Genomic DNA, 18,357 nt, shown 5'->3' with positions numbered 1-18,357 from the left:
CGACCAGGAGGCGGGACGCCGCCCGAGCCCCCCCCCCCGCTATTTCCACAAGTACACCCGGAAAATCCGCTATGCGCGTAATGGTATGTTGGTATGCTTGTGGTGGTAATGAATGGGTAAATCGGCATTTCAATTCTCCTGTAAAATATTGCTAATGGTGGTCTGTGAGACGCCGATCGCCTCACCGACCATACGCTGACTCACCGCTGTTTCCTCTATTTCTGGATGGGCGAATATCCCCTGGACAATCTCGTCCCGCGCTTCTTGGCGCGCTTGCTTCCGCGCCTGCTTCAACTTCTCCTCGTGCTCGTCCATGGGTACGAACCCATCGCCGTCCTCACCGCCAATTTTCGCCCGCTTTGCCTGGGTGAGTTTGTTGTAGACGTTCCTGAGATCGTGGTCGCCGGGGATATCGTCAAACTCGATGAACTGCTTTTTCGGCGTCATCAGCGTCTTCGAGTACCGTTCCCATTTGAAGTGATGGACGACGCCGGCGCCCTTCCTGGTGAGGCTGATCCAGACGTCGGCGAGCTTCTGCAGGTCCTGGTCGATAAAGTCCTTCAGCGGGGCGTTGATGACGACGTACTTCTGCTCGACTCGCCCCATCGACATGATTTCCCGCAGCGCCTGATTCGCCTTCGACATCGCTTGCCGATTCGAGGCGCCGACTTCAGCCTCGTCGAACACCAGGCCCGAGCGCTTCGGCTGCTCGGCGTAGGCGTTCCGGATCTCCTCCGGCTCGAGGGACACCTTGTCCCACGTAAGCCCCTCAGGCGTCTGGTCCATCGCGTTCGCTAACTGCATCGAGGCGACGGTCTTCCCGGTCCCACGCCGGGCATTCATATCGTCGATAATTATGATGAGGTCGCGTTCCTGCCGAACAACTGTGCCATACAGCTGGTGAAGGAACGTTCCTTCCTGGAAAGGGTTCGTCCAGGACGATTCAGGGATACCGGGCGATTCTGCTTTAGCCATCGTTAGAGAGAGGTGGAGTCAAATCCTTCCTCGGCCGGCATCTTCTGGTCGAACTCGACGCCGAAGCCGGCCGTGGAAAGAAAGCGGTTCGTCGCGCGGTACGCCTTTCGGCTCGCTGAAATCGGAATCGGCTGCCTGCCGTCCTCGGTTTCAATGACGCCGTCATTCTCGACGATATCCTTGAGCGTGTATTCGATATCGTTCACCTGGAACACGGGGTCCTCGTCCCAAGCGTCGGTCCCGTCGAGATCGTCGTTCTGCATTAGCGGCTCAACTTCGATAATGAAGTTCAACACGGCATCGGCAACCAGTTCGTAATATCGTTCTTCCGAGATACCGGGGTCGCGAGGGTCGTCAACGACTCGCTTTGCTTCTTCACTGATCGTCTCTGGGACCTGCTCTTTCGCGTTGTGAATCTGCCGGAGGCGACGTCGGAGATTGAAGTTCTCGGGGTCGACGGGTTCAGCGGTACGCTCGCGAGACCGTCGGGCTTCGGGACTCTCGTCTGTCGACATGGTTATTCCTCACTCTGAGAGGGTACAATCACGAGCGCGCCCGATTCGGCGTGCAGATACTGGTCGACGTCGTCGCCGACCTCGAGGCCGTTCCGATCGCAGAACTCGCTGGCTGCGGTGACTCGGGTGCTGCTGCCGGCGTAGTTCATCTTGTATTCGCCGAGTTTCCAGAGCTGGTCTTCTTGCATTGCGTCCATCGCCTCCCGGGCCCGCCGTTCGGTCTGTGTCAGTTCACTACCCCGTGTTCCCATACTCCTGTCTAGTTTCTAGTTGCAATTAAACATGCAACAGGGTTGCAATTCGAGTAGGAACATCTTCAGAATTTGATAATGGAATCTCTCTTGCAACCGAGTAGGTGGTGAACTCAGATGAATCCAATTAAGCGACTCAAAGAGGAGGCGCGTGCCTTCTCCGCGGGCACGCGTGGGCAGGGGACGAACCTCGCAGGACTCTTCATCGGGCTCCTGATTGCGGCGATCATCGCCGTCGAGGTCTTCATCCCGGTTGTCCTCGAGTCCGTCAACAGCTCGAACGCCAGCGGCACCACGCTGACGATCCTCGAGCTGCTCCCGATGTTCGCCGGACTGCTCCTGTTGATCGCACTCGCATCGCCGCTCATGCGGCGGATCTGAGGGGTGAACGATGGCAGACGCAAAGAAACTGGCTGGAGTGATGGTCGCAGTGACCATCGCAGCCGTACTCTTCTCGCCGATCGCGACGACTATCGGTGACAACACCGGGACGCAAGCCGTTGACAACGAGACGGTGACCGCCTCCCACGGCGAGTACGTCGACCTTCGTGGCTACGACATCCAGACGGATAGCGAAACCGTCTATTACACCAACGATACCTCAGGCGAGTGGGAAGAAGCGACGCCCGGTACCGACTACGAGATGGATTATCCACCCGGATCGATACAGACGCTGTCGAGCGGCAGTATCGATGACGGCGAGGAAATCCGCGTCTCGTACGACTACCAGGCGACCGACGGCACGACAACGACCGTCATCACGATGGTCCCGATGTTCGTCGGGCTGTTGATCCTCGGAACGCTCGCCGCACGCGTTATCGACGAGATGTGAGGTAGCGTAGTCACCCCACCCCATCCCCCATTCACCCATACTTTCAGACCAACGATGATTTTGATACTTGCCGCAACGTTCACAGCTCTCGGATTTATCGGCTGGCTCGTCGGCATGCTACTGGAGATGCCGGGCGTCGCCATGCTCGGCGCCATCCTCGTCGTCGGCGTCGGCGGCATGGTGATGTCCGACGGCCTCCAGGTGCGTGACGGCCAGATCGAGCGCAACGTCTCGGCTGACGAGACCGAAATCGAGTACACATACAGCGATTTCCAACCGATGGATCGCTGGCCCGTCGGTGAGCTGTGGCTCATTTTTGGCGGCATCCTAACCCTCCGCAGTCTTTCAGGAGTGAGTGAGTCATGAGCAACCAGATCCAACAGACCCAACAGCAGACCGACCAGCCGCAGCGCCCGCACAAAGACCTCGATCTCTATCAGGAGGCGGTAAACCCGAGTCTGACCGAGGAGTTCCTGAACAACAACAATCTCGGCCTCGGGAACTTGACAGAAGCCGAGGTTTACCAGCAAATCGAGTCCTATCGGGCGGGGATGTTCGCCGATGCGGCGCTTTCCGACCGCATCGACAATCGTCGCCTCGAGGAGACGAAGCGTGCCCTCGCCGAAGAAGGCTGGACGTATATCAACGACAACGGCAAGAAGAAGGACGTCAGCGGCTGGAACGGTAAAGGCGACTCCTGGAAGGAAAGCGAGGACCGACGGCGGTATCTGGAACGGCGCGGCGAGGAGATCTGGGACAGTCTGCCTGAGGAACAGCAGTTCGAGGCGATCGTCGAATTCACTGGCCGGCCGGACTGGATGGCGCCGCACTATCGGATGCTGTTGATGCGGAACGAAGCCTCGAAATCGAAGGAGGCGCGCACGCAGGACAACCTCTTCGGCCGCGTCAAGAAACTCATCAGCAATGACGACAACGGTGATGGCGGCGGCGCTCGCGAGCGGCTTCGCGGCCTCACTGGAGGTGGGCAGCGATGATCGCCCAGCTCGCGGGGGTTTCGTCGACGACGCTTCTCGGGTCGCTGGCGGCGGTCACTATCGTGGTGGTCGGGATCGCCGCTGTAGCCCATGTTCGGGGAACCAGCAGCGATGGCGCGGACGTCGACACGCTTCCGGATGGCGCTGACGTCGAACAGCGGGTGTCGACCGAGGATGGCGAAGCCCAACTCGTCTCGTTCGACGAGCCGGATATAAAGACGGCTCGCTGGGGGCTGTTCCAGAAGCTCTGGCGGATGCGACGGAAGATGAAGAAGCGTCGCCGCTTCGCGAACAAGGGCTATGTCCAGTGGTTCCTGATTGATGACACGTTCCCGAAGCCGAAGTTCGTGAAGCCCCAGACCGACGGGTCCGGCATCCCCTACGTCGTTCACAAGGGCAAGCGCTATCTCTTCCCGAAAGAGGCGATGGTCGCCTCGGAAGAACAGGGTATCTGGACCATCGCGCACAAGGCGAACGAGGCCGACCCGATCAACCTTCGCGACCCGTCGAAGAACGCGATTCCGGCCGATACGCTCGAAGAGGTCGCCACGCTGATGGTGACCTCCAGCAAGCCGGGGCTTCTCGACAAGTTCGATATCGACGCCAAAAGCGCGCTCCGATGGATCGTTATCGGACTGATTGGGTTCGCTATCTTCCAATCCGTCATTGGAGGTGGCCTATGAGCGGTCAGCGTCGGTTCGTCCTCCGGGAAGAAGACGAACGCTACGGCGGCCGGAGCAAGGAACTCTACCAAGCCGACTCACTCGAAGAGATCGCGAAGTTCATCGCCGAGAAAGGCGGCGGGGGTCGTTTCGCGACGGATGGAGGTGTTGACGATGGCGATAGCTGACCAGTTGCAGACCCTTCGACAACGCGCCGAACGACGCGCGAAGCAGCGCGAACGGGAGCGATTCGAAACCGAGCTCGAGCGCGCCCAACGCGAAGCCGACGGCGGCCGTCTCACCCGCCTGAAATCCGCTGCTCAGGAGGCGGCGAAACCGGCTCGCATCGAGGCGCGCGGCGCCGTCCAGGAGGCGAAGCAACTCGCCGCGCAGAGCCCGCGGGACGTCGCGGCCGTCGCTGGCAGTGCGGCGGCCAGCGCTGGCCGGTCGGCCGTATCGAGTATCGATGCGCCAGCCTCGACTGCTGGCGGCGATGACGAGCGCGAGCAGGTGCTTCGGAACGCTGAGCGATCCGCGCAGGCGGCGGCGCCGGTCGATGCGACGCTCGATCCCGTGACGTCGCCGCAGGACCTCGCCGCCTTCGTGACGGGGCGATCGGCTCGCGCGCCTGGCCGCCAGCCGGGGCCAGCAGTCGATCAGTTGGTCCTTCCGAATCGGAACTCGGCTGGAATGGAGGCCTTCGTCCTTGGCGGTGGCGGTCCTCATGGAGGCTCGACTATGCATGAGTACACAGAGGTAGTCAACGACTCAGATCAGCTACAGTATCGGCAAGAACACAACGGCGGTGTCGAGACTGTTGTCGTCGCGAACAGGCTCCCGAACGGTGACTGGCGAGCCCTCGCCTCGGAGAGGGGGAACGGACAGGTCCGTATTGGCGTCTTCGAGAGCAAAAGCGCCGCGAAGGACGCGATGCAAGCCTGGATGCAGCAGAACCCGCACGGTCTCGAAATCGCCGCTGGCGCAGGGTCGGCGGCTTGGATGGATGAGGGGTGGCTCGGCGTCGGGTCTACGGGAACGGACTCCACCGACGATACGGAGGAGTCTGGATTCTTCGACTTCGCCGACGGCGGATTCTTCGGCGGTGAGGAAGGCAATCGGGACGGGCCACACGTGGACGACCTCGTCACAGGGAACAACGACGACGATGATCTCCTGAGGTTCTGACCATGAGTTGCATCAAACACACCGGAGGTGAGGCTCGATGGTAATCGCAGATCCGTCCGGTGGTAGCGGCACCGACGACACAGACGACTCCTCGAGTGAGAGCACCGGCACCAGCACCGATGCAACCGACGAGCAGACCCGAACGGAGTTCGGCGCCGGCGAAGCCCGCGACCGCCAACAGGAGACTGACACGTCAAACGCCGACACCGGTGGCGAGACTGACACCTCACGCGGTGACTACCAGGACGCCGTCGACCCGCGTCTCGACGACGGCAACGAAGAAACGGACGGTGACGCCGGCGGTGAGGGTGACACGCGCACTGAGCAAGGTGCTCGCGAGGCCCGCGAGCGCCAGCAGGACTCGACGACGCAACCCGTCGAGGACACCGACCCCGGTGGGACGCCGCCCGAGACCGGTCGCGGCGACTTCCAATCGGATGTCGATCCGCGGCTTCGCGATAACTCAGGGGAGACGGAGGAAACGCGTACCGAACGCGTCGCCGAAGCCGCTCGACAGGAACAGGCCGAGCAGACAACGCGAACCGAGGCCGAAGCCCAGCGGCTTGCGCGTGAAGAGGTCGACGAAACGCTCCAAGAAGGCCTCGAGGGCGTCGACAGTTCACCCTACCAGGAACAGGCGGCCCAGCTGGAGCAGCGAGCGATCGATGAGTTCGCCTGGGCCGACGATCCAAGCGATATAGCGATTAGGCGCCGCGGGGACGACCTCGTCGCCGTTCCGTCCCGATCGGCACGGATCGGCGCCGCGACCCAGCAGATCGAGAGCCAGATTCGAGAGCAGCGCCAGCAGGCGTGGGAGGAACGGTTCTCACAGGAGCGGGCAAGCGCTCGCGACCGCGCAACCGCGCAACTCGAAGCGCAACTGGAAGCCGAGACCGGAGTCGACCTGGAGCCCGGCGAGGACTTCGTTGTCGAGCAGACCGACGATGGCCGCTGGCAAGCCCGATTGCTCCCCGGCTACGGCAGTCGCGAACAGCGCCTCCAGCAGGCATCACAGCAGGAGGACATTTTCAGCGGCGCCGTCGAAACCGTCGAAGACGCAACCGGCCTCGAGAGCCCGGTCGAGGGCAGCGTTGTCAACCGGGCGCGCGTTCGCCGCGAGTTCGCGCAAGCGAACGACGAAGAGCAGTTCGGTGACTCGACGATTTACGTCGGCGAGTTGCTCCCGACGTCGCCGGCAGCAACGACCCAGCCCGGTCGCGGGCCGCGCGTCGAGGACGTCCTCGTTTCGGCGTCCCAGACCACCCAACAGCAGTTCTGGGAGCCGATCGCAGAGACTGCCGGCGACCTCGCTCGGACGCCGGGTGGTGCCGCGGCGTACCGCGTGACCGACCCGGTTGGGATGACCGCATCGACACCTGGCGAGCGGGAAGCTCTCGTCGAGGGCGCCGTCCAGGGCGTTGGAACGATTGCCGATCCGGCCGGCCTCACCCTTACCGTGAAGGAAGCCGCCGAGTTCGGTGGGGCGGCGGCCGCCGAGACGGCTCGCGGCGATGGCAGGGAGTTCGCTACCGAAGCCGCTGGCGCTGCTGCGCTCGCCGGCGCCGGCTTCACACAACAGGCGATGGAAGAGCCGCGGCGAACGCTCGGGCAGGTCGGAGGGAGCGTCGTCGCAAGCGGCGGCGTCATCGGTGGCGCTCGACGCATCGGCGGCGCTCGAGCTGGTCGGGCCGCCGCGTTCGGAATCCAGCCTGGCGAGGAAATCGCCATCACCGCTGCACGGTCGGGCGCTATCCCGTCCCGACTCGCCCGCGCTGTTCCAGGCGTTCGCGAGGGACATATCGACCCGCAACCCCAGCGGTTGCCGTCGGAATCCGAAGCTCCTCGAACCGACTTACCCGACGAACGGCCGGAAACACTGACCAGCGAAATGGTCGACGAGGCACAGGGCGTCACTGGCCCCTCCCGGCGGGCGCGCGCTCGACGGCGAGCCCGAGATCTCTTCGAGGGTGCTCGGGAACGCGTCGGCGGGACGAGCGTCGAGTGGCGCGCCGGCGCCGGCCTCGTCCCGCCGCGCGTCGAAACCGAGGGGCGAGCCGACACGGAGACTAACGCCGGTGACGCGCCGTTCACCGACTACGACCCGAGTCGCTCGGAAGTCCTCGAGGGTAGCCCGCGCGACCAGATGAGCGGCGACATCACTCGCCGCGCCCAACAACAGCGCGCACAAGCCACGGGCGACTACGAGGGCGCGACCGACCCGCTGGCCCCGACCGGTAGCCGCGCCAGTCGCGGCCCGCTCTTCACCGAGGACGGCGACGTCATCGGGCTCGACCCCGTTCGGCCGCGGCGAAGCGCGGCGGCCGAAGCCGCAGCGAGCGGCCGCCTGCTGACAACCCAGCAGACGGCCGCCGCCAGCGGTGGGTTGGCCGCCGCCGTCACGTACGGCGCTCGCGAACGCCTCTTCGCGGCACAGACCCCGACGGTTACCGAGACGGACGTGCTTCGCGGGCGTCCCGAACGCGTCGGGCTCGGCGCGATCACCGTGACGGGCGCCGGCACGCTGGGACTGCTCGATACCGCTTCGGAGAGCATCAGCGACTTCGAGGGCAACGTCGTCCAGACGGAGACGGGCGTCGCGACTGACCAGGAGGTCGGGACGGAGACCGAGCCGTTCGTCGAGACGGAGCCGCGTGGCGACACCCGGCAGGACGCACGGCCGGAGACGCGCCAAGAGCAGCGCTCCGAAACGCGTCAGGAGCCGCGTCTCGACACTCGGCAAGAAACCCGACAGGAGACCCGGCAGGAAACGCGGCAGGAGACGCGCCAGGAGCTTCGACAGGAGCGTCGCGCCGAGCCGTTCTTCGAGACTCGCTGGGAGTCGCGGGCTGAAAGCACGACGGTCCCGGAGGCGTCGCCGTGGGCGCTGGCGTTCGGATCGCCGACGACGGAGACGGCGCCGATGCCGGCGACTGAGTCGGTGCTGGCGCCGGGCTGGCTGCAGGAAACCGTCTTTACCGTGGCGACGACCGGCACGCAGACGCCCCGGGCGCCGTCCCAGGAGACGCTCGAAGCCCAGCCGGTGAGCCTGCGTCGGACGGGCGAGTTACCCGTCGCCCAAGCGCTCGATGACGGCTTTGCCGGTGCGTTCGCGGACGTCCAGTCGTTTTTCGACCCCGGCGCCGGTGTCGCCGGAGACCGCTCTGACACGGGTGACGCCCGGCAGCAAGACCGTCAGCGTCGTGCCGACGGGGCTTGGGATGGCGTCTTCGCTGGGTTCGATGCCGACTTCGGGTTCGGCGACGGCTTCGGCCTCGAGTTCGACGACGGGGGGTTGCTATGAACCCGTTCGATTTCCCGTTCGCCCTGTTGGGGTTCTTCGGCCTCGTCGCAGTCATGCCAGCGTGGATGTTCTTCATCACGAGCTACGCACCGATGGAGAATCTGCCGACCGAGGCGCAGTTCCTCGCCCAGCTGGTCCTGCCGGCGACGGTCGCGCTCTTCGTCGTCAGCTGGCTGCAAGGAGGCTAACAGACATGACAACAAACCCAAGAGACGATACTCGCGGCGCCGTCCAACTCACCGACGTCGTCCTCACGCTGTTCGTGCTCGTCGCAACGATCTCGCTGGCACCGACGATCTATCACTTCATCGGGATGGTCAGCGCCGAGGCCGACCCCTTCAGCAGCCTGCTGCTCCAGCTGGTCGTCCCGGCGCTGTTCATCGGGCTCATCCTCAGCGTCGGCGTGTCTGCACGGAGGGGGACCTAACGATGCCGAGTGACACCCGCGGCCGCCTCACCGTGCCGGATATCGCGTTCCTCACCTTCTCGATCGCGATCGTCGCCGCGCTCTATCCCGTCTTCTGGGAGCGCCTCCAGGCGAACGTAGGTGTCATGTCAACCGGCACCGCGTATCTCTTTCAGTTGATCCTGCCGCTGGCGGTGCTCGTCCTGCTGGGCGTGATCTTCGTGAAAGCAACCGCAGGAGGTGGCTGACGATGCCGCCGCCCAACCCGTTCTCGCGCGATGAATCGCCACCGATCACCCGCGCCGGCCGGGACACGCCGGCACCCACCCATCCATGACCGACGACTCACCAACCAACGACGATCCCGACGAACTCTCGCGACGCCGCGTGCTCGCCGGCGCCGCCGGCATCGCCGCCGCCGGCGCCGCCGGATTCTACGCCGGCGCGGAAACCGTCGAGGCCGCCCCGCAGGGCGTGTTCCCAGTCGAGAGTGACGACCCGCTCGAAAAGCTTCGCGCCGACCGCATCCGACTCGTCCCCCGAACCACTGATCCATCCAGCCCGGACGCGGGTGAACTCTGGTATAACTCGGAGGCCTGACGATGGGGCGCGGCATCATCGAAGCCGAGCGATTTCGCACCGAGCGCCTTGGCCTCGCCGCGTTAACGAGCGACCCGACCGACACGCAGCCGGGCGAGGCATGGCTTCGAACCGACCTCAACGGCGCCAGTGGCGACGACCAGATCGCCACCCTCCGATTCCAGACATCCAGCGGCATCACGTCCCTCCGAGTGTTCGCGACGAGTGGCGTCCGTCCCGACGAAGCCGCCGTCTATCGAGTGTTCGTCGGCGGCGAAATCGGCGTCGTCCCGGTCCTCCCCACCGAGAACGCCCAGGCGCCGGGCGTGCGAATCCAGCACAACGGCGTGAAGGCGCTCGGACGACGTCCGGTCCAGAGCCCGGCGTTCGCGAACGCAATCCACCATTACCCGATGCATGACGGCGACGGCACGGTGTTACCGGACTATATCGGGAGCGCTGACGGCGACATCCAGGGGCCGGCGTGGACGTTCGGCACGTATCAAGCTGACTACGCGCTTGAGGGCGATGGGAGCGGCGACTACGTCACCTTCCAGGGGAACCTCTCGACGTACGGCTCCACGCTGAACGGCGAAGCCTCGTTCGCATTCACAATCGAGAACGTGTCGAGCAACGAATGGGGAGACCACATCCTCGGGGTTCGGGAAAACCCCTCGAGTGGCGAGCGATTCACGATTCGAATCGGCGACGGGCTGTTGCTCCGGTCAGGCCACCTTGGCGTGATCTTCATCGATGCATCCGGAAACCGATACATCGCTGAGACGGACACAGCCGTCGACGACGGGAGTCGGTATCGCATCGTCTTCACGAAGAGCAGTGACAGCACCGCCGACTGGACGTTCTACGTGAACACGACTACGAGCACGAACGTCCAGGAAAGCGGGACGCTCGGGACGATGAACGACTTCGCCCGAGCGCTGTATCTGTTCGCCGAACACTCCGACTACGGCGGCTACATCAACGCCATCGTCGATAACGTCGTGCTCAACGATGCTGCGGCGACAACCACCGAGATCGACGACGACTACACCCAACAGCTATGGACGTAACCACTCGGCTCAGCCAGGTACAGCTCGCGCTCCTGGTAGCCGTGCTTGTCGTGGTCGGTACTGCCGGCGCCGCCACGCTCCTGACGGCTGGCACCGGCGTGATGTTCGACCACCCGGATGGCATCAGCGTCACGCTCGACGAAGACACCGGCATCGCCGGCGACAACCCCTTCGGCACTGACGGCTCCGTCACCATCCAGAACACGACCGTCGATGGCCCTGCTGGATCATCGACGAGACTGGCCGGGCCAAGTAGCGACGCCCCGACGCTGTCAGCGATCGATTCGAACGGCGGCACGATGGAGGCGAACACCACCGGCATCCAGACCGTCGGGGTGTCAGGCGTCTCCTCGATCACCTATCGGGACGTCGACCTGCAGGACACGACGACCACCGAGTTCGACGTCGGCGGCACGGGCACGCTCTATGTCCACGGGTTCAGCGCGGGCCAGTGGATTCGCGTCAACCGAGCGAACGGCGATGACGAACTCGTTCAGGCCGGTGGGTCGGGCGTCGCGACGATCTCCATCTCGTCGGGCGCGCAACTCACGCTCGTCGAGCCGAAGGGCGGCCCGACGCTATCCGATCCCTCACCGACCAACGGCGAAGAGTTCTCCGACGTCGAGGTGAACCTCAGCGTCAACGTCACCGACCCGGACTTCGACACCACGAACGAGGAGGTCACGCTCGAATGGTACGTCGACGGGGAACTGAACGGCACGACCACCGTCACGAGCAACGGAACAGCAACCTACACCGCGACCGTCAGCGAGGGTGGCGAACACGAGTGGTACGTCGTCGCGACCGACTCGACCGGCGACACCGCACAATCAGGAAGCGATTCGAACCCCCACACGTTCGCCACGCCAGGCACGCTCTATATCCGCGAAGAGTCTGACCCGACGACGCTCATCGACGGGATCGACGTCGAGCTCCGGTTCTATTTCTCAGATGGCGAGAGCCTGATCGTCTCCCGAACTGCGACGGACGGCACCGTCAATATGACCGGGCTCCCGGCAGATCGCCCCTTCGTCGTGGTCGCCGAGGCCGACGGCTACTATCCACGCCGTATCTACAAGCAAAGCCTCGTCGAGAGCGATATCGTCTACCTGCTGAACGACACCGAGCAAGCCGTCTCGCCAACGTTCGAACTCATCGACTACTCTGGTCGGTTCGCCGATGAGGACACCGTCATGCTGATTCAGCGCGGTCTCGCGAACGAGTCCGGCGATATCGACTGGCGAACCGTCCAGGGCGACTACTTCGGCGCGAACGGCGAATTCCCAGCGCAACTACGGTACAACGTCCGGCATCGCCTCGTCCTCATCAACACGGAAACCGGCGCCCGGACGGTGAAAGGCCAGTACACGCCGACCGATGACAGCGCCCAGGAAGTCACCGTTCGGCCGGACGGCACGATCACACTCGACGAGCAAGCCGCGCTGATCACGGTCGCGCCGAGCACCAGAACGCTCCTGGAGAGCGACACCGCCGGCGTCACTGTCGACTTCGACAGCGAAACCGTCGAGATTGAGTCGTGGGACCTCACCATTCGCGCCCAGAACGAGACGAACTCGTCGACGCTCTACCAGACGAGCGGCACGGGGTCGGCAACGGTGCAGCCGGAGTTGAACCTCACCGGCTGGGGCGGCGGGAACGTCACCGTCGAGGCGACCGCGTCGCTGTCGAACGGCGAGACGATCGAGGAATCGATCACGTTCGCCGTGCGGACGACCTACGACAACGAGTACGCGCTCTTGCCCGTCCTCGCGGACGTCCCAGCCCACCTTCCGAGCGGTGGCGGTGGCGCACTGACGTTCCTCGCGATGCTCGTCACCGTCTTTGGGAGCGCCGCTGTCGCTTCGACGACCGCTTCAACCGAAGTCGTCGGCCTCACGGCGGTCGGCTTCATCGGCGGGTTCTACGTCATCGGCTGGGTGTCTGAAAGCCTCATGTTCATCACAGTCATCGCGTTCGTCGCAATCGCGGCCACACGGAGGGGACTCTAACTATGCGCTTCAGCAACGTCATCATGGCATACTTCGTCATCGGCGCGGTCATGTGGGGCGGTGGCGCCATCGCCTGGACCGACGCCGGCGTCGCCGAACTGTTCGTCGACAATCCTGACGGAGACGAGGCATCGGCTAACAGCGAAACCGCACAAGCCCTCGAGGAGATCTCCGGGCCGATCAAGCAAGCCGCCTCGACGATCGGCGGCGCCGGCCTGCTGGCCGTCCTGGGACTGTTGACCAGCCTCTTCGGCTATCTCTTCTGGCCGCTCACCACGCTGATCGGGCTCGGCGCGCCACTGGAAATCTCGCTCCTGTTCGGTGGGAGTCTGACCTGCGCGTTCTACGTCTCGCTCATCCGCGTCATCAGGGGGTCCGCATAACCCATGTCCACGACCACGACCACGACACCGACGACGGCTGCGCTGGCTACCGACCGCCGCGTTCACGCACTTGTGATCGCCATGCTGCTGGTCGTCGGGGGCATCGGCAGCATCGCATTCGCAGGCGTCGCGAGCGCGCAGACCAACGAGACGGCGACCGAGAGCCTCGACGAAAAAGCGCCGTACTACGCCGACAACACCACCCAGGTGGACAACGAGTCGTGGATGGCCGGCAACGAGAACGCGACGCTCGAGAGCTTCGTGACGATGCTCTCTCGCCTCGGGACGTTCGTTATCGGCGAGCCGCCGGACGATAACGGTCCCGGCGGCGCCATTATCGTCGGCCTCATCGTTGCCGGCACCATCGGCTCGACGTTCATCCGTGCCGGCCCTGGCCCCGTGGGTGGCGCCGTGATTGGGCTGGTCGCCCTCGCCGGCGTCACCGCCGTCGGGCTCGCACCCGTCTGGCTGATGGGCGTCTCACTGTTCGGGCTCGGGCTCGTCCTCACATCCGTCATCATCGGGGTGTTACGATGATGCTCGAAGTCGCCCTCTCCAGCGGGCTGGTCGAGACCGTCCAAGGGCCGCCGTGGCTCGCCAACGTGCTTTATGACCCGCCGCGATGGCTATACGTCGCCTGCACTGTCGCGACGCTCGCGATGGGCTTGCTGTTATCCGGGCTCGCCGTCCACGTCGGCATGGACAAAGAGATCGTCGTCGAGATGGCCACCAACGCCAGCATTGTCGCCTGCATCGGCGTTGCGACGCGCCTCAGCACCGTTTTCCTCACCCAACCCTACGTCGTCGACGTCGGACTCGGCTTCATCGTCGGCGCTGCTGTCAGCCTCGGCCTGGTGAAACCCGCCCTCAGATCTGCCTTTGGCCTCGACGCCAACGCCGAGACCGAGCAGGGGACGGACAGCGCTGGCACGGCGTAAGCGGGCTCACACACCTCGGGTAGGAACTATCCTTACAACATGAGTTGCTACTTCAGTTGAGCCATATGCTCATCGAGCGCGCTTCAACGGGTAGAGGCGAGTCCGCGTGTCCGAGGACCTACTCACGACGCTTATCGTCGCCGTCATCATCATGTCCGTCCTTGGGGCCGTCCTTGGCGGCGGACTCTTCGCCAGCGCCGCGCTCGAAGACCAACAGCAGGACGTCGAGATGCTCGACGGCGGCGGCACCCTAGAAAACACGCGGACGGGCGATATCACGAACATCTCGGCGAACAGCACGCTCGGCGACGCCGTCTACCTGACCGGCGCGAGCGACTCGCAAGTCAGCGCCGACCTCGACGTCACCCTCGGCGACAACTGGAGCGCCTGCACCTACAGTACTGCCGACAGCACCGTCGTCGACAACGGCTCGACGCGCGCACTGCTGGCCGTCGAGACCGACCGCTACGAGATCGTGCTCACGTACAACGACTCGGCGAGCACGTACGAGGGCTACTACTACGACGCCGCCAGTCGCGCCTCGCACACCGCCGCGGTCGCGGCGCCAGACCCGACGAACCGGACGCTCGTCTGTGCGAACCGGAACGCCACCAGCGAGACGTTCACCGTCAGTCGGAACACGACCGTCGGCACGGCGACCAACACCAGCAGTCAGACCGTCGCCGATCGGCCCAGCGCGCAGAACTGGCACGGCACCCTCGAGGAGACGCGGCTGTACCCGGCGGTGCTGACCAACAGCCAGCGAAGCGAGTGGGTCGCCGAGCCCGTGCTGAGCGTCGAAGGCACCGCGCCCGACGCACGCATCATGTACGATACGCGCGACCGCTCAGCGGCGAGCGTCCCCGTCTACTTCGGCGGTGGCGAGGCGTCGCTGCAGAACGCGAGTTTCGTGAACGGCAGCAGCGGGCCGCCGCTTGAGGAAGGCGAGGACTACGAGCTCGCCGGCCCCATCACGCAGTTCATGACGGACCACGAAATCGTCGCCCTGGACGGCGGTGTGCTGACCGGCCACGGTGACGTGATCTTCGTGACCTACGACGTCGAGTCGGGCTCGGCATGGTTCGTCCGGCTTGGGTTTGCGCTGTTCATCTTCGGCGTGCTGGCCGGGGCTGTGTTCTCGCAACTGGATTAACACCACGATGACCACCAATGACCGACACATCAGACGACGACGGACGAAGCGTACTCGGAAGCAAGCACACGCGGCGCGGCGTCCTCGCGGGGCTCGCGGGCGGCAGCGTCATCGGAATGGTGATCGCCGCCAACAGCGACGCCAGCGGCTCGCTGGAGGCTGGTAGCATGCTCGAGGAACCGCACCAGATCACCGACGGCTTGTTCAAAGGGCCGGAAGGCGCGGTAAACAGCACGCCGTACGATGTCGAGCCGAATGTTGAACGGTACTATGTCGCTGTCGACACCCAGACCGAGTGGTATGCCGACGGTGACACCTGGACGAAGCTGGGCCACGGCTCCCCCGAGAGCAAGATTCCAGAGCAGCACGTCGAATCGCACTATACAGACAAACAATCTATCGGATCGGTGAAGATCGCTGTCCTTAGTGACACGCACTACAACGAGGAAGGCGGCACAGCCAACGACGACATTCCCGGATCGAGTGGCTGGAAGTCTAATCTCGACATCGTCATCGACGAGATCAATGCCTGGAATCCCGATGTTGTAATCCATAATGGCGACCTCATCAAAGGCAATAAGGAATCAAAATCCACCCTCCAATATTACGTCTCGACGGCGATCGACTACATCGAAAATAGCGGCGGCAGCGACGGGGCGGGGTTAAACGCCCCAGTCCACTACTCCCAAGGAAACCACGAATACAAGCAGGCAGGTAGTTATGGCGCTGACTGGTCGTACGAGCCATACGGCTATTCTGGCGATTCTGATACGTGGTACGTCGAGGAGTACAAAAACGTCGACCTCATCGTTCTCAATACCGCGTATTCAACCACCGATGACGCCAACGATCACGAGATACCGCAGGGCTGTATCGACTTCCTCCGATCGCATCTCAACTCCTCCCGCCGCCCGAAGATTGTGTTTACGCATCAGCCCCTAACGTACACCACTGGGCTGGCCTACGACGAGACGGTCAATATGGACGAGGTTCGAGACCTTCTCAACGAGGACCCATCCGTCCATGCCGTGATTTACGGACACGTCCATCACGCGACCGATTCCTCGAGCGGGCTCGGGTCGTGGGACTCGATAAAACAGTCGATCGGACCTGGAAAAGAACATCCGGGCTGGTGGCACGTCCCGCATCCACACCATCTCGACTATGATACCTCGAAACATCCCTGGATGAAAATCGAGTTGACAGGGAGTTACAGCCGCGTTACTGGCCGGATTCAGGCCGCCTATGATAGCAGCACGTTCCCGACCGAGTGGAATTTGGGCGGTCAGACACAGATGTTCGGCGGGCGTGTCCCCCACGATCTCCAGCTTCCGCTGGGTAAATCGATATATTTCGACGACATGTCTGACATCGCCCGAATGAGAGTCGACGAGTCGAATAACCAGCTCCAACTGGCAGCAGACCCGGCTGGAAAAATCAAAGAGCTTCTGCTAACGATTGCTGGCTCAGGTGGCGATGACCTGTTGGTCAATCAAAATGAGGTCAGTATCGAAACCCGGGTTAACCACAATGAAAATGAGGTGGTTAAAGAAAAGAGCCAACAACTGTTCCCTCAGTCGGCCGCAGCAAGCACATACGACGCCAACTTTGCGGTCGCAGACGGGGCGAACTGGGACCCTGCCGGGACCGGGAACGCGGCACTCGTCGCCTACGGCCCCGGTGGGTCGTGGGAAGTGATACACGAGTTCTCCGGTGGATTTTGATTTTACACGGTCCGGTCGGGCGGATTGGCACGTCGACGAAGCAGTCTAATGCAGAGTATTATTTATTCATTCGCTGTGCAATGGCCGTACTTGTGGTACATAACCGTCTCCCGGTCATCGGTTTTATACGATTCTCCACATCGGCTACAGATTAACTTATTGTGCATATTATGACTAGCACCACCTACCAAATAAAAGTAAACTACATGCTTTTTATAGAGGCGATTGAACGATACCGAAAATGGAAGCACTCCGTGTAGGGCTGATGGTTGGGTCTGGGAACGTTGGTGGGGCGCCAACCCGATATTTCCATAATTTAGTACGACATTTGCAAAACGACGACCGTATAGAAGCCATTGTCTACTGTCGAGGCGATCCTAAAGACGTGTTCGGTCCTGATACCGATGGCCGACAACTACCGGACAAATCGATTCCACCTCGCTGGCATACCAAAATCAACGCCGATGAGTTGGATCTTCTTCATCTCGGGTGTAACGAGTTGTTTGGTGAATATCCTGCTTATCGGACCGACGTGCCCGTTGTCGCCACCAGCCACGGTGTGGAGCATTGGAATACTGAACTGCCAGATGAAGTGAACGTTTCTGGGCGGTTAAAATGGCGGCTACGCATACAGGACGTATTGCGAGCACTCACCTTGGACCGGGTCTTTTGTGTTAGTGAGTACGTTGCAGAGACGCTTCGGTCTCAGATTCCATTTGGCAACTCACGGTTGAGGGCAACGTACGAAGCTATTGATGATGTGTATTACACCCTCCCAAAGCAAAACCGACCGGAGGGAGCCCCAGAGCAGTATATGCTCCACGTCGCAACTGATCCAGGAATCAAAAATACGGAAACTGCTATCAAAGCGGCCCAATCGTGTGCAGCAGACCTCCCACTCTATATCGCTGGCGTGACGCGAGAGGACCTTCCAGCATCAACCAGCGGTAATGTCCATACGCTTGGGTTCCTCAAACCCAGCGAACTCGTGACTTGGTACGATAATGCAGCGTGCCTCATCCATCCCTCGTTTCACGAAACCTTTGGTCGACCGATTGTCGAAGCCATGACAAGGAAAACGCCAGTCGTCGCATCAGACTTGTGTGCGATTCCAGAGATTTCAAACGGCGCCGCGCTTTTAATAAACGATCCGACCGATGTCCCGAAATTTGCAGATGCGCTTGATAAAATTGTCTCAGATGAAATGGTTCGGTCGGAATTGGTTAAGAAGGGAGAAAAGCAAGCTAACAAATTTACATGGGAAAATCATCTTAACACGATTATTTCGGAGTACCGGGGCTTGCACGCCGAGCAATCTTGAGAATGCACAGCAACGCTGGTCCACCAGCGTACTTCTGAAATAAAACCCGTCCTAGCGT

Annotated in this window: 23 protein-coding genes; 20 read left to right on the top strand and 3 right to left on the bottom strand. The window is 62.5% G+C overall.

All coding sequences use genetic code 11. The annotated features are described in order from the left end of the window. Positions 1–129: 129 nt before the first annotated feature. Genes HWV23_RS02490 through HWV23_RS02480 form a run of 3 tightly spaced genes read right to left on the bottom strand, consistent with a single transcriptional unit; the run spans position 130 to position 1,741 of the window. Positions 130–975 (bottom strand): hypothetical protein, encoded by an 846-nt coding sequence (locus HWV23_RS02490; RefSeq protein WP_178288893.1) that lies wholly within the window; start codon positions 973–975, stop codon positions 130–132. A 2-nt stretch (positions 976–977) separates the two neighbouring features. Beyond that, a complete protein-coding gene (locus tag HWV23_RS02485; protein ID WP_178288892.1) occupies positions 978–1,490 on the bottom strand; it encodes a hypothetical protein in 513 nt (170 codons plus the stop codon). A gap of 2 nt (positions 1,491–1,492) precedes the next feature. Beyond that, on the bottom strand, positions 1,493–1,741 hold the full coding sequence (locus HWV23_RS02480; RefSeq protein WP_178288891.1) for a hypothetical protein: 249 nt from the start codon (positions 1,739–1,741) through the stop codon (positions 1,493–1,495). Between the two features lie 117 nt (positions 1,742–1,858). Between HWV23_RS02480 and HWV23_RS02475 the strand changes: the two genes are divergently transcribed. The 20 genes from HWV23_RS02475 (at position 1,859) to HWV23_RS02380 (ending at position 18,299) form a co-directional block, all read left to right on the top strand. Then, complete coding sequence (locus tag HWV23_RS02475; RefSeq protein ID WP_178288890.1) at positions 1,859–2,122, top strand: hypothetical protein; 264 nt, start codon at positions 1,859–1,861, stop codon at positions 2,120–2,122. Between the two features lie 10 nt (positions 2,123–2,132). Next, positions 2,133–2,573, top strand: coding sequence for a hypothetical protein (locus tag HWV23_RS02470; protein WP_178288889.1), 441 nt, complete (start codon positions 2,133–2,135; stop codon positions 2,571–2,573). A gap of 60 nt (positions 2,574–2,633) precedes the next feature. Further along, a complete protein-coding gene (locus tag HWV23_RS02465; protein ID WP_211693308.1) occupies positions 2,634–2,939 on the top strand; it encodes a hypothetical protein in 306 nt (101 codons plus the stop codon). Then, a complete protein-coding gene (locus HWV23_RS02460; protein WP_178288887.1) occupies positions 2,936–3,568 on the top strand; it encodes a hypothetical protein in 633 nt (210 codons plus the stop codon). The genes HWV23_RS02465 and HWV23_RS02460 overlap by 4 nt, the downstream gene beginning before the upstream one ends. Beyond that, the gene (locus HWV23_RS02455) at positions 3,565–4,251 is read left to right on the top strand and encodes a hypothetical protein (RefSeq protein ID WP_178288886.1); all 687 of its coding nucleotides are present in this window, start codon (positions 3,565–3,567) and stop codon (positions 4,249–4,251) included. Before HWV23_RS02460 ends, HWV23_RS02455 begins: the two co-directional genes overlap by 4 nt. Continuing rightward, positions 4,248–4,418 carry a hypothetical protein gene (locus tag HWV23_RS02450; RefSeq protein WP_178288885.1) on the top strand — a complete coding sequence of 57 codons (171 nt, stop codon included), beginning with the start codon at positions 4,248–4,250 and terminating at the stop codon, positions 4,416–4,418. The genes HWV23_RS02455 and HWV23_RS02450 overlap by 4 nt, the downstream gene beginning before the upstream one ends. Beyond that, complete coding sequence (locus tag HWV23_RS02445) at positions 4,405–5,415, top strand: hypothetical protein (RefSeq protein WP_178288884.1); 1,011 nt, start codon at positions 4,405–4,407, stop codon at positions 5,413–5,415. The genes HWV23_RS02450 and HWV23_RS02445 overlap by 14 nt, the downstream gene beginning before the upstream one ends. 37 nt (positions 5,416–5,452) lie before the next feature. Continuing rightward, positions 5,453–8,716: a midas domain-containing protein gene (locus HWV23_RS02440; protein ID WP_178288883.1), complete on the top strand. Its 3,264-nt coding sequence runs from the start codon at positions 5,453–5,455 to the stop codon at positions 8,714–8,716. Then, on the top strand, positions 8,713–8,904 hold the full coding sequence (locus HWV23_RS02435; RefSeq protein WP_178288882.1) for a hypothetical protein: 192 nt from the start codon (positions 8,713–8,715) through the stop codon (positions 8,902–8,904). The genes HWV23_RS02440 and HWV23_RS02435 overlap by 4 nt, the downstream gene beginning before the upstream one ends. A 5-nt stretch (positions 8,905–8,909) precedes the next feature. Next, positions 8,910–9,143, top strand: coding sequence for a hypothetical protein (locus tag HWV23_RS02430; RefSeq protein ID WP_178288881.1), 234 nt, complete (start codon positions 8,910–8,912; stop codon positions 9,141–9,143). Positions 9,144–9,145: 2 nt separating this feature from the next. Next, the gene (locus HWV23_RS02425) at positions 9,146–9,370 is read left to right on the top strand and encodes a hypothetical protein (protein ID WP_178288880.1); all 225 of its coding nucleotides are present in this window, start codon (positions 9,146–9,148) and stop codon (positions 9,368–9,370) included. An 85-nt stretch (positions 9,371–9,455) separates the two neighbouring features. Further along, the gene (locus HWV23_RS02420) at positions 9,456–9,722 is read left to right on the top strand and encodes a hypothetical protein (protein ID WP_178288879.1); all 267 of its coding nucleotides are present in this window, start codon (positions 9,456–9,458) and stop codon (positions 9,720–9,722) included. A gap of 2 nt (positions 9,723–9,724) precedes the next feature. Beyond that, the gene (locus HWV23_RS02415) at positions 9,725–10,771 is read left to right on the top strand and encodes a hypothetical protein (protein WP_178288878.1); all 1,047 of its coding nucleotides are present in this window, start codon (positions 9,725–9,727) and stop codon (positions 10,769–10,771) included. Continuing rightward, entirely contained in the window at positions 10,762–12,780 is a 2,019-nt protein-coding gene (locus HWV23_RS02410; RefSeq protein WP_178288877.1) for a hypothetical protein, read from the top strand. Before HWV23_RS02415 ends, HWV23_RS02410 begins: the two co-directional genes overlap by 10 nt. A 2-nt stretch (positions 12,781–12,782) precedes the next feature. Beyond that, entirely contained in the window at positions 12,783–13,163 is a 381-nt protein-coding gene (locus HWV23_RS02405) for a hypothetical protein (protein ID WP_178288876.1), read from the top strand. Positions 13,164–13,166: 3 nt separating this feature from the next. Next, a complete protein-coding gene (locus tag HWV23_RS02400; protein ID WP_178288875.1) occupies positions 13,167–13,700 on the top strand; it encodes a hypothetical protein in 534 nt (177 codons plus the stop codon). Beyond that, complete coding sequence (locus HWV23_RS02395) at positions 13,697–14,101, top strand: hypothetical protein (protein WP_178288874.1); 405 nt, start codon at positions 13,697–13,699, stop codon at positions 14,099–14,101. Before HWV23_RS02400 ends, HWV23_RS02395 begins: the two co-directional genes overlap by 4 nt. A 106-nt stretch (positions 14,102–14,207) precedes the next feature. Then, the gene (locus tag HWV23_RS02390; protein WP_178288873.1) at positions 14,208–15,254 is read left to right on the top strand and encodes a hypothetical protein; all 1,047 of its coding nucleotides are present in this window, start codon (positions 14,208–14,210) and stop codon (positions 15,252–15,254) included. A 17-nt stretch (positions 15,255–15,271) separates the two neighbouring features. Next, the gene (locus tag HWV23_RS02385; protein ID WP_178288872.1) at positions 15,272–16,978 is read left to right on the top strand and encodes a metallophosphoesterase family protein; all 1,707 of its coding nucleotides are present in this window, start codon (positions 15,272–15,274) and stop codon (positions 16,976–16,978) included. A 241-nt stretch (positions 16,979–17,219) separates the two neighbouring features. Further along, a complete protein-coding gene (locus HWV23_RS02380) occupies positions 17,220–18,299 on the top strand; it encodes a glycosyltransferase family 4 protein (RefSeq protein WP_178288871.1) in 1,080 nt (359 codons plus the stop codon). Positions 18,300–18,357 lie beyond the last annotated feature (58 nt).

Origin of the sequence: Natronomonas halophila, assembly GCF_013391085.1 — an archaeon.
In the GTDB taxonomy this organism is placed as follows: domain Archaea; phylum Halobacteriota; class Halobacteria; order Halobacteriales; family Haloarculaceae; genus Natronomonas; species Natronomonas halophila.
This window is presented reverse-complemented; position numbering and strand designations above follow the sequence as displayed.

Excerpts from the sequence above, each read along its gene's own strand:
- HWV23_RS02490 (WP_178288893.1), bottom strand. The coding sequence starts at position 975 with ATGGCTAAAGCAGAATCGCCCGGTATCCCTGAATCGTCCTGGACGAAC.
- HWV23_RS02485 (WP_178288892.1), bottom strand. The coding sequence starts at position 1,490 with ATGTCGACAGACGAGAGTCCCGAAGCCCGACGGTCTCGCGAGCGTACC.
- HWV23_RS02480 (WP_178288891.1), bottom strand. The coding sequence starts at position 1,741 with ATGGGAACACGGGGTAGTGAACTGACACAGACCGAACGGCGGGCCCGG.
- HWV23_RS02475 (WP_178288890.1), top strand. The coding sequence starts at position 1,859 with ATGAATCCAATTAAGCGACTCAAAGAGGAGGCGCGTGCCTTCTCCGCG.
- HWV23_RS02470 (WP_178288889.1), top strand. The coding sequence starts at position 2,133 with ATGGCAGACGCAAAGAAACTGGCTGGAGTGATGGTCGCAGTGACCATC.
- HWV23_RS02460 (WP_178288887.1), top strand. The coding sequence starts at position 2,936 with ATGAGCAACCAGATCCAACAGACCCAACAGCAGACCGACCAGCCGCAG.
- HWV23_RS02455 (WP_178288886.1), top strand. The coding sequence starts at position 3,565 with ATGATCGCCCAGCTCGCGGGGGTTTCGTCGACGACGCTTCTCGGGTCG.
- HWV23_RS02450 (WP_178288885.1), top strand. The coding sequence starts at position 4,248 with ATGAGCGGTCAGCGTCGGTTCGTCCTCCGGGAAGAAGACGAACGCTAC.
- HWV23_RS02445 (WP_178288884.1), top strand. The coding sequence starts at position 4,405 with ATGGCGATAGCTGACCAGTTGCAGACCCTTCGACAACGCGCCGAACGA.
- HWV23_RS02440 (WP_178288883.1), top strand. The coding sequence starts at position 5,453 with ATGGTAATCGCAGATCCGTCCGGTGGTAGCGGCACCGACGACACAGAC.
- HWV23_RS02435 (WP_178288882.1), top strand. The coding sequence starts at position 8,713 with ATGAACCCGTTCGATTTCCCGTTCGCCCTGTTGGGGTTCTTCGGCCTC.
- HWV23_RS02430 (WP_178288881.1), top strand. The coding sequence starts at position 8,910 with ATGACAACAAACCCAAGAGACGATACTCGCGGCGCCGTCCAACTCACC.
- HWV23_RS02425 (WP_178288880.1), top strand. The coding sequence starts at position 9,146 with ATGCCGAGTGACACCCGCGGCCGCCTCACCGTGCCGGATATCGCGTTC.
- HWV23_RS02420 (WP_178288879.1), top strand. The coding sequence starts at position 9,456 with ATGACCGACGACTCACCAACCAACGACGATCCCGACGAACTCTCGCGA.
- HWV23_RS02415 (WP_178288878.1), top strand. The coding sequence starts at position 9,725 with ATGGGGCGCGGCATCATCGAAGCCGAGCGATTTCGCACCGAGCGCCTT.
- HWV23_RS02410 (WP_178288877.1), top strand. The coding sequence starts at position 10,762 with ATGGACGTAACCACTCGGCTCAGCCAGGTACAGCTCGCGCTCCTGGTA.
- HWV23_RS02405 (WP_178288876.1), top strand. The coding sequence starts at position 12,783 with ATGCGCTTCAGCAACGTCATCATGGCATACTTCGTCATCGGCGCGGTC.
- HWV23_RS02400 (WP_178288875.1), top strand. The coding sequence starts at position 13,167 with ATGTCCACGACCACGACCACGACACCGACGACGGCTGCGCTGGCTACC.
- HWV23_RS02395 (WP_178288874.1), top strand. The coding sequence starts at position 13,697 with ATGATGCTCGAAGTCGCCCTCTCCAGCGGGCTGGTCGAGACCGTCCAA.
- HWV23_RS02385 (WP_178288872.1), top strand. The coding sequence starts at position 15,272 with ATGACCGACACATCAGACGACGACGGACGAAGCGTACTCGGAAGCAAG.
- HWV23_RS02380 (WP_178288871.1), top strand. The coding sequence starts at position 17,220 with ATGGAAGCACTCCGTGTAGGGCTGATGGTTGGGTCTGGGAACGTTGGT.